Below are 8624 nucleotides of genomic sequence, written 5' to 3' on the forward strand. Positions count from 1 at the left end.
TGCGGCCTTTTATCTTTGGGTAAGTTTTGTGAATAGCTATTATTTGAAGAAGGGTAACTTAAATTTTTTCTCTTGTTTTCCGATAAGTGTTGTCCAATTTTTTACGAAAGCTGGCTCACGGTACTCCTTATCTACTTCGATCTCGCCAAATAATTTATCCTTAACTTGTACCATTGCTTCAGACAAAGCCTCAATATTATTTTTTTCAACCATAAGTCCGTTTTCCTGGTCTTTTATTAAATCTCTTGGTCCGTATTTAATATCATAAGCTACAACTGGGCAACCATTGTTTAGGCTTTCCATGATAACGAGTCCAAACCCTTCGTACTGACTTGGCAGGAAAGATGCTTTTGCAGTAGCAAATACGCTTTCTGGGTCATCTGTTAGCCCTTTTAAGAAAATGTGCTTTTCAAGCTGATATTCTTTGATTTTTTCTTCGAGCTTTTCTTTCATCGGGCCTTCACCATATATATCAAGAGTGAAAGTAGACAGCTGTTCTCTAGCCAATTGGAAGGCTTCGATTAAATGGTCAGGTTGCTTCACATCAGTTAAGCGACCGATGAAAACAAATTTATTTTCACGCTCTCCCTTCAGATTTAAGGTTGATGGCGCGATAGAATGCGGGATAATGCAAATCTTTTCATTGTTAAAAATTAAATGAGAGAGATCGTTTTTTTTGCTCTTGGGTTAACGCGACGATATGATCAACTTCATCTGCATGGTCGATAATATATTGATAAGATGATTTGATATCATTGATATCTTCACTTTGTAAGTGTGTATTATGAAGAATTGCGATTTTCGTAAGATCGTTACCTTTCAGCTCACACATAGGTTTATCAAGAAGACGAGCGTCATTGATAATGGTAGAAGAATCCTCAATCATCTGCTCCAGGCAATAGCGGAAGAAATCTTTTTCTGTTTTAAATTCAAGGATGCCTTTTTCAGTGAAATGATGGATACGGATAATCTTGTTGTCACTCGTCCCATCGTATGTTTGGTTAACATAAGCATGTCCGCGATCATCATAATAGATTTCTTCAAGCTTATTTGTCGTCCCTTGTTTGTAATTGATCTTCCGATGGCATTTTCCTCGTTTATTAAATTCCTTTCGACACGCACGTTTGCGATTATAAGGATCCATAAAATCAATGAATTTAAGTGATCCATCTTCCGGATCGTAACTCTTATAAAGAACGTATTCGCCGTTTTCAAAATAGCGATAGGCTTTATTCTTTTTAATTTCACGATACGTAAGTCCTTCTTCCTCAAGTGGTTGTTCGACTCTATCACCAGAATAAGAACGATCGGCAAGATAGTCGTAGATGTTCATCATTTTCACCGAACGCGGTACTTTGTTTTCACTATAATATTGCTCATATATGTCCCCATAGTAAGGATTATAATTTGTTGTAATAATGGTATAGTTTAGGTCAGCCTGTTCTACTAATTTCTTAGTACGATCGAGGAGGGACTTTGTTCTGCCTCCAAATTGCTCGGGCAGTGTTGATGTAATGACGTAATTCATAATAGAGTAATCCCCTTCATTCTCGTCTTGAATAAATCAAAACGGATTTTAGTGCCAAAAGTGTTGTTAAAGGTTATATACCCTCATATTCAAGTAATCATTCTTACAAACAGATAACAAAATATAAAACAAGAAATAATGGCATATATAGAAAAATACGCCTAAAATCGTAAGTAAATACTGGGAAAACCGAATTCATGAATAAAAACATCCCCCTTATCAAAAAATAAATAGACATTTTTTTAGGAACATGTATATAAATCTCGCAACCTGACCACAATGTTGCTGAGGTGATGAACAAATGGGAGACGAAAAACAACGATCTCATCCTGTTGAAAAAAGCGCTTCTAAATGGCAGAAGCTAGCAAGAAAACGCTGGATCTATCCGGCAGTCTATCTTGGTTTTGCAGCAATTGTTCTTGCAGCCGTTCTTTGGATGCAAGGTGGGCAAGAAAATGCTGGCCCGAAAGATTTAAGCGGAATTGATGAAGAAAGAAGTGCCTTTGACACTAATGACGAGTCCGTTCCAGTCCTTGGTGATTCAGAAGTCTTTAAAGTACCTGCATCCGAAGATAGTGGTGTATTTGTGCAGAAACAATTCTATGACACATCAGCTAGCACGCAAGAACAACAAGCAGCCCTTGTTTTCTATAATAATACCTACTACCAAAATGCAGGAATTGACTACGCTAGTGAAGATGGAGCAAGCTTTGAAGTTAAAGCTGCTATGAGTGGAAAGGTTGTTAAAGTATCAGACGACCAGCTGCTAGGAAATGTAGTTCATTTAGAACATGCAGATGGGGTTGTTACTGTCTATGAATCGCTTGAAGCAGTTGAAGTGGCAGAAGGCGATAAAGTGAAGCAAGGCGATAAGCTTGGTAAGGCTGGAACAAACACATTTGATACAGACGCTGGTGTACACGTACACTTTGAAGTTCGTAAAGATGGTACTCCAGTTAACCCACTTGATGTTTTTAATCAACCTTCTTCAGCAATTGAAGGTCCAGAAAAAGCTGGAAATGAAGTTTCCAACCCATCAGCCTCAGAAGGTACTGATGTTGAGAACAAAGACAACAGTACAGAATCCGAAATGGATGCTGAGAAAGACGCCGAAGATGATGCAAAGAGTGCTGACGAGGATAAATCCGACGAGCAAAATAACAATGAGCAGAAATCGGATGATCAAAAATCAGATACAAAGGATTCAGAGTAACAGAAATCCCCGAGCAATCGGGGTTTTTTTTATTTGTTTACAATTCAACATGACATCGTTCGACCTTTCCCGGGAAATATCATGCTAATTCCAGTTTTATAGCTTAAAAAAGCATTGAAATTCCTCGCATCTTAAGGATTAAAGAAATCAATTAGTAAATAATTGCATGCAAAGATGCGAAGAGAAATACTATAGAAGAGGTTCTTTTAGGAAATGATTTAGCATACAAAAAAGGCAAAAATCGCTCATTATAAGAAAATTTAAATAAAATCCCTTGTCCCTCTTGACTTTTTGGTATATAACCACCTTTGCCTTAATAAAATGTTACAAAACTTAGTAAATGAGGGGCAGAGGTGAGAAGTTGTGGTAAGGCTTCGAAGTATTCTTGCATGCAATACTCCTGACATCATGTAGGTCGACCTGATGACTAGAGCTTCGTAGCATGATCACTTTATCAGTCTCATTTCGCATCTCTCACATCCAATTTAGGGAGGCGAGTGGTGTGCACGATTACATCAAAGAGCGAACCATCAAGATTGGAAATTACATCGTGGAGACTAAGAAAACGGTGAGGGTGATCGCCAAAGAGTTTGGAGTGTCCAAAAGTACCGTTCATAAGGATTTAACAGAACGGCTTCCCGAAATTAATCCGGACCTCGCCAATGAGGTGAAGGGGATTCTCGAGTATCATAAATCGATACGCCATCTCCGCGGCGGCGAAGCGACGAGAATAAAATATAGAAAGGATACTGAAAAAGAAGAAGCTGTCAAATAATACGCCTAAAACGACATTTTTTTCTAAATACTTTCTTCCTGGTTCTTTATTTGTGGTACAATATACTAATGGATAAGTAGTTTAAACATACTAGGACTGAGACAATAGATGAGTGAAAGAATACAGGGAGGATAAGTCATGTTTTCACGTGATATTGGGATTGATTTAGGTACCGCGAACGTACTGATTTATGTGAAAGGCAGAGGCATAGTGTTGGATGAACCTTCTGTCGTGGCATTAGACACTGGTACTGGAAGAGCACTTGCTGTAGGTGAAGAAGCAAGACAAATGGTTGGCCGGACTCCTGGAAACATCGTTGCAACACGTCCATTGAAAGATGGCGTTATTGCAGACTTCGATATTACAGAAGTGATGCTGAGACATTTCTTGAACAAAATTAATGTAAAAAGCTTTCTATCTAAGCCGCGTATTCTAATTTGTACGCCAACAAACATTACGTCTGTTGAAAAGAAAGCGATTAAAGAAGCTGCTGAAAAAAGCGGTGGAAAACAAATTTTCCTTGAAGAAGAACCAAAAGTAGCAGCGATTGGCGCTGGCGTGGATATATTTCAGCCAAGCGGTAATATGGTTGTGGACATTGGCGGTGGAACGACGGATATCGCAGTTCTTTCAATGGGCGATATTGTCACCGCCTCTTCCATTAAAATGGCAGGGGACAAGTTCGATTACGAAATCCTGGATTACATCAAGAAAACGTATAAGCTTCTCATAGGGGAGCGGACAGCAGAACAAATTAAGATTAACGTAGCAACGGTATTTCCAGGCGGCCGGAAAGAAGAACTTGATATTCGTGGACGAGACATGGTTTCAGGACTTCCTCGTACGATCACAGTGAAATCTGATGAAATTCAGCAGGCCCTTCAGGAGCCAATTACACATATGGTAATGGCCGCGAAGAGCGTACTTGAAAGAACTCCTCCAGAGCTTTCAGCAGATATTATTGACCGTGGTGTCATCATGACAGGCGGGGGTGCTTTGCTTCACGGTATTGATCAGCTATTCGCTGAAGAGCTAATGGTACCTGTACTCATTGCCGAAGAGCCAATGAGCTGCGTTGCAAAAGGGACAGGCCTCATGCTTGAGCATATTGACAAAATTGCAAAGAAAAAATTAGTCTAAATTAGAACGGAAACTATTCGTAAGGGTGTAATCATAATGGCGAACAACCATGAAAAGGTGAACCAGACCTCAGAGCATAAGGAACTTCCTAATGAAGAGGCCATAAAAACGAATAAGAATAAAGAAATGAAAGAGCGTAAGCCAATGATTCGGTTAATTCCAATCTGGCTACGCCTTCTTCTCGTTGCCCTATTGCTCGTCGCTTCACTTGTAGCAGGTGCGATGATCGGTTACGGTGTCATTGGAGACGGAAGCCCTGCAGACGTCTTTAAGAAGAGTACATGGGTAAAGATTAGTGATATCGTCAAAAAAGAAGAGTAACAGTTAGGAGAATGAATTATGTTAGATAGTCAGGACATTAAGAAGATTATCCCGCATCGTTACCCTTTTCTGCTCGTTGATCGAATTCTTGAAGTAGAAGAAGAAGTAAGAGCAGTTGGTATTAAGAACGTAACAGCGAATGAAGAGTTCTTTAATGGACATTTTCCAGATTACCCTGTTATGCCAGGTGTGTTAATCGTTGAAGCACTTGCTCAGGTAGGTGCTGTCGCGATGCTGAAGAAGGAAGATAATCAAGGCAAGTTAGCTTTCTTTACTGGTATTGACAAATGTCGCTTTAAAAAACAGGTTAAACCGGGAGATCAGCTTCGTCTCGAAGTTGAAATCATTCGTATCAAAGGACCGATCGGCAAAGGTAAAGCAACAGCAACAGTGGACGGCGAAGTTGCAGCAGAAGCCGAGATTATGTTTGCATTGAAGTAGGACAAGCAAATCCCTATTTCCGTAATTTATACGGGAATAGGGATTTTTTGGAGTGTGAAATTCATTTTAGTAGAGGCTCGATGATGACTCAAATGTTGATGTAATGTTAAACGATCATAGAGACTATGTAAATTCTAACAAATACCCCTTTTTACCTGCTATGATTTACTCAACCGCTACATAGCGGTAAAACTTATCGAGTTCAGGGAGGAATTTTGGAAATGAATAACAAGAAATTCATGCTCAAAATTGCAACTTCGTTAGTAGCTGTTATGTTAATCACAGCGTGTAACAGCGGTGAAAATGATTCTGAGAACGGCAATAACTCTATGAACAATGGAACCAACACCGAAGAGCCAGCGGCTAACGAAAACTCTGAGAACTCTGCTGAATAAGAACTTTCTCTCCTGTCCTTCGTGGACAGGAGTTTCTTATTTCAATAGAAATTCGATTTTAAGTAGTTGTTTTATTCATCATTGCCATGATGGAGTTGCCACTTTTTAAACTCTAAATAGTCTGCGAAATCTTTTTTTGTAATACCTGAGCGCATCGCTTCTTCGATTAATTCTTTCCACTCCGTGTCGAGTGCCGGCTCCTCGTGATCTTCTTCTAATATGAACACTTCCATAGGAACCTTTAATTCTGCCGCTATTTTTTCAAGAAATTGAATAGAAGGATTAGCCTGTTGATTTCGTTCAATCGAACTTAAATAAGACTTGGCAACCCCTGCCCGTTTAGCGAGTTCAGTTAAAGACAGTCCCATACGATTCCGATAAAGTTTAATTTTTTCCCCTATCATCCCTTTACCTCGACTTTATCATTATTTATTGTGTTAATTTTATCAAGAACAATTTGTTCTGTAAACAGAACAAACGTCGTGTTTTTATATTAATTTTCTAAAAGTCTCTTTGAACAAAATAATTAAAATTTAAGAACGAGAGAGTATTTGGTAGGATATAGCAGATTATAAGCTGATAACAGCCTTATATAAAGAATTTTCAGTCTTTTTAATCTTCCAAAATAAGACTATATTAGATGTACATTCTAAATAAAGAACAAAACGTTCTTTATTAATGTCGTTTATTGCTGAATTATATAAGGGGGATGGGGAATGAAAACGTATACTGACGAAAAATTGGATCAGGAATGGGTGACCCTTATTTCAATTGCAAGAAGAATGGGATTATCTAAGGAGGAAGTGAAGGATTTTCTAATCAATTCCTCAAAAAAATAAGGAGGAATGATGGTGATCAAATTAGGGGAAGGGACTTTTGTCTCTTATATTTTAGGGAAGAGGATTAAAATCATTGCGGTTGATAAACGGATCGCCAAACTCTACATCAATGACGAATATAAAGGGAAGTGCGATTTATCTTTTATTCTAGAGAAAATCCACGGACTTGAAAATAAAGAACAAGACATCAAAGGAATAATCCGAGATGAACAGAAAATGTACGATGAACTTAGGGAGATTATACAAAACCAAAATATATCGTCTCATTATGAATAAAGGGAAAACGTAGGAGCAGTTTTTTGTTATTTATTTAGCATGGATTAACGCTCTTGATGGATTTATCACATATTGTGGAGTTCAAAATGGATGGATCGGAGAAGTGAATCCATTAATGCGAATGCTATTTCAAATGGATCCACTTGTTATCCTAATGTATAAATAGGTTTGTCTCTTTTTTTGATCGCCTTACTTTTAAAATTTCATCACTTTAAATCCGGTTTAATACGGATTTTATTAATCGTGGCTTCAACATTATATTCTTTCATATTGTGTATCCACGGCTATTAGGTATATATCCTGTTAACTAAATAGATAAGAGCCTACTGGAAGATGTCGGCTCTTAAAAAAACAATTTATTGATCAGATCCCTGTTTGGCACGCCACTTATTAAACTCCAGAAACTCCCTGAACTGGTCCTTACTTATACCAGACTCCATTGCTTCTTTAACGATCTTTTTCCATTCCGAGTCTAACTCACTCTGATGAATAGGATCATCTCCCTGAAGTGGTACCTCTACCGAAACATCAAGAACATTAGATATTTTATCTAGGAATTGGATAGAGGGATTTGATTGTATATTTCGTTCAATTGAACTCAGATATGACTTGGCCACATTCGCACGTTCCGCTAATTCTGAAAGAGATAACCCTTTGCGTAAACGATACTTCTTTACTTCTTCACCTATCACGTGTATCCCTCCGATGCTTCGACAAAATTCTTTGATTGTATGTAATTATACCAGTATGTTATTGTTCCGTAAATAGAACGAAAGCGGCGTCCGTTCCGCCGCTTTCGTTCAGGTTACATTCCCTCATTTTTGAGAAACGCTTTGATTTCAGAAATTTTGATGCCCAATTCCTTCGCTTCTTTCATTAATTTAATCCATTCCTCGTCCAGATTTTCTTCCGTATGTACGCCCATGTAACTCCTCCTTAAACTCTTTCCAGGTAGTTCAGCCATCATAGAAGCCTTCTATCAACAAGCTTCCTTAGATCTGTTTACTTTGCGCCCACTTTTTTTCAAAAATGGTTGCCCTTTTCTGGAGGATACTTTGTACGATCCATCATATATTTATGAAAATCCTACTATTATAATAGGCCATTAAACCTACGAAATGTGTTGTAATTTGTAAAAAATATCAAAAATATATGACTTTTTTTGTAAATAAATAACTTTTTTTAAATTTGGTGTTAGGAAAATACATACATCCACTTGAGATGGTCAAAATAGGACTATTACAACGATGGAGGTTTTTCTATGAAAAAGTGGATGATGTTACTGATGACGATGTTTCTTTCCCTGAGTATTGCGGCTTGTTCGAATGCAAATGAAGAAGAAGGACCGGTAGAAGATCCCGAAATGCAAGAAGATACACCAGAAGATGAAGAGAATGTTAACGAAGACGATGGAACGATTGATCAGGAAGACGATGATACAATGAATAAGGATGGTTCAGAAGAAGGCGATAAAGATGAAGATGGTAACATGGATGAAGGGGACATGGACGACACTGAAAAGCAACCGAATGATGAAACTGAAAACCAGCAATAGGGACCTTAACGGGTCTCTTTTTTTAATTCTCTTATAATGATGTTTCAAATTATATATAATGGTATTATATATAATTTGAAACATCATTTATAAACATTTTTTACTCGTTACCATGTAAAAGCTTTTAATACTATTTGAAAA

At 37.9% G+C, this 8624-nt stretch carries 15 protein-coding genes and 1 riboswitch; of the genes, 10 read left to right on the top strand and 5 right to left on the bottom strand.

From position 1 onward, the window contains the following. Positions 1-39: 39 nt before the first annotated feature. Together ACIFPW_RS15965 and ACIFPW_RS15970 are read right to left on the bottom strand one after the other, a co-directional pair. Entirely contained in the window at positions 40-654 is a 615-nt protein-coding gene (locus ACIFPW_RS15965) for a glycosyltransferase (protein ID WP_430245766.1), read from the bottom strand. After that, on the bottom strand, positions 647-1528 hold the full coding sequence (locus tag ACIFPW_RS15970) for a hypothetical protein (protein ID WP_430245749.1): 882 nt from the start codon (positions 1526-1528) through the stop codon (positions 647-649). Before ACIFPW_RS15970 ends, ACIFPW_RS15965 begins: the two co-directional genes overlap by 8 nt. Positions 1529-1829: 301 nt before the next feature. On the opposite strand from ACIFPW_RS15970, the gene ACIFPW_RS15975 reads away from it, so the two are divergent. The 6 genes from ACIFPW_RS15975 (at position 1830) to ACIFPW_RS16000 (ending at position 5813) form a co-directional block, all read left to right on the top strand. Further along, positions 1830-2741, top strand: coding sequence for a M23 family metallopeptidase (locus ACIFPW_RS15975; RefSeq protein ID WP_194218408.1), 912 nt, complete (start codon positions 1830-1832; stop codon positions 2739-2741). Positions 2742-3243: 502 nt separating this feature from the next. Beyond that, positions 3244-3516, top strand: coding sequence for a sporulation transcriptional regulator SpoIIID (spoIIID, locus tag ACIFPW_RS15980; protein WP_048311390.1), 273 nt, complete (start codon positions 3244-3246; stop codon positions 3514-3516). Positions 3517-3654: 138 nt separating this feature from the next. Then, positions 3655-4656 carry a rod shape-determining protein gene (locus ACIFPW_RS15985; protein ID WP_430245752.1) on the top strand — a complete coding sequence of 334 codons (1002 nt, stop codon included), beginning with the start codon at positions 3655-3657 and terminating at the stop codon, positions 4654-4656. Between the two features lie 36 nt (positions 4657-4692). Continuing rightward, positions 4693-4977: a DNA-directed RNA polymerase subunit beta gene (locus ACIFPW_RS15990; protein WP_430245754.1), complete on the top strand. Its 285-nt coding sequence runs from the start codon at positions 4693-4695 to the stop codon at positions 4975-4977. 18 nt (positions 4978-4995) lie between these two features. Further along, a complete protein-coding gene (gene fabZ / locus ACIFPW_RS15995) occupies positions 4996-5418 on the top strand; it encodes a 3-hydroxyacyl-ACP dehydratase FabZ (protein WP_194218411.1) in 423 nt (140 codons plus the stop codon). Between the two features lie 221 nt (positions 5419-5639). Continuing rightward, positions 5640-5813 carry a hypothetical protein gene (locus ACIFPW_RS16000; RefSeq protein WP_430245755.1) on the top strand — a complete coding sequence of 58 codons (174 nt, stop codon included), beginning with the start codon at positions 5640-5642 and terminating at the stop codon, positions 5811-5813. 71 nt (positions 5814-5884) lie between these two features. Here the strand turns inward: ACIFPW_RS16000 and ACIFPW_RS16005 are convergent, their stop codons facing one another. Continuing rightward, positions 5885-6217, bottom strand: a complete 333-nt coding sequence (locus tag ACIFPW_RS16005; RefSeq protein WP_430245758.1) for a helix-turn-helix domain-containing protein — start codon at positions 6215-6217, stop codon at positions 5885-5887. 312 nt (positions 6218-6529) lie between these two features. Here ACIFPW_RS16005 and ACIFPW_RS16010 point away from each other — a divergent pair, with 312 nt between their 5' ends. The 3 genes from ACIFPW_RS16010 to ACIFPW_RS16020 are packed head-to-tail and all read left to right on the top strand — an operon-like array spanning position 6530 to position 7094. Continuing rightward, positions 6530-6652 carry an anti-repressor SinI family protein gene (locus ACIFPW_RS16010; RefSeq protein ID WP_226615716.1) on the top strand — a complete coding sequence of 41 codons (123 nt, stop codon included), beginning with the start codon at positions 6530-6532 and terminating at the stop codon, positions 6650-6652. A 12-nt stretch (positions 6653-6664) separates the two neighbouring features. Continuing rightward, complete coding sequence (locus ACIFPW_RS16015) at positions 6665-6928, top strand: hypothetical protein (RefSeq protein WP_430245760.1); 264 nt, start codon at positions 6665-6667, stop codon at positions 6926-6928. 43 nt (positions 6929-6971) lie between these two features. Beyond that, positions 6972-7094 carry a DUF5658 family protein gene (locus ACIFPW_RS16020; protein WP_430245768.1) on the top strand — a complete coding sequence of 41 codons (123 nt, stop codon included), beginning with the start codon at positions 6972-6974 and terminating at the stop codon, positions 7092-7094. Between the two features lie 190 nt (positions 7095-7284). Here the strand turns inward: ACIFPW_RS16020 and ACIFPW_RS16025 are convergent, their stop codons facing one another. Continuing rightward, positions 7285-7620 carry a helix-turn-helix domain-containing protein gene (locus ACIFPW_RS16025; protein WP_430245762.1) on the bottom strand — a complete coding sequence of 112 codons (336 nt, stop codon included), beginning with the start codon at positions 7618-7620 and terminating at the stop codon, positions 7285-7287. A 113-nt stretch (positions 7621-7733) separates the two neighbouring features. Further along, entirely contained in the window at positions 7734-7853 is a 120-nt protein-coding gene (locus tag ACIFPW_RS16030; RefSeq protein WP_194218417.1) for an anti-repressor SinI family protein, read from the bottom strand. Between the two features lie 22 nt (positions 7854-7875). After that, positions 7876-7976, bottom strand: a riboswitch (cyclic di-GMP riboswitch). 213 nt (positions 7977-8189) lie between these two features. Here ACIFPW_RS16030 and ACIFPW_RS16035 point away from each other — a divergent pair. Beyond that, positions 8190-8483, top strand: coding sequence for a hypothetical protein (locus tag ACIFPW_RS16035; RefSeq protein WP_430245764.1), 294 nt, complete (start codon positions 8190-8192; stop codon positions 8481-8483). The last annotated feature ends 141 nt before the right edge of the window (positions 8484-8624 follow it).

This window comes from Pseudalkalibacillus sp. NRS-1564 (assembly GCF_050467905.1).
GTDB classification, from domain to species: Bacteria; Bacillota; Bacilli; order Bacillales; family Guptibacillaceae; genus Guptibacillus; species Guptibacillus hwajinpoensis_B.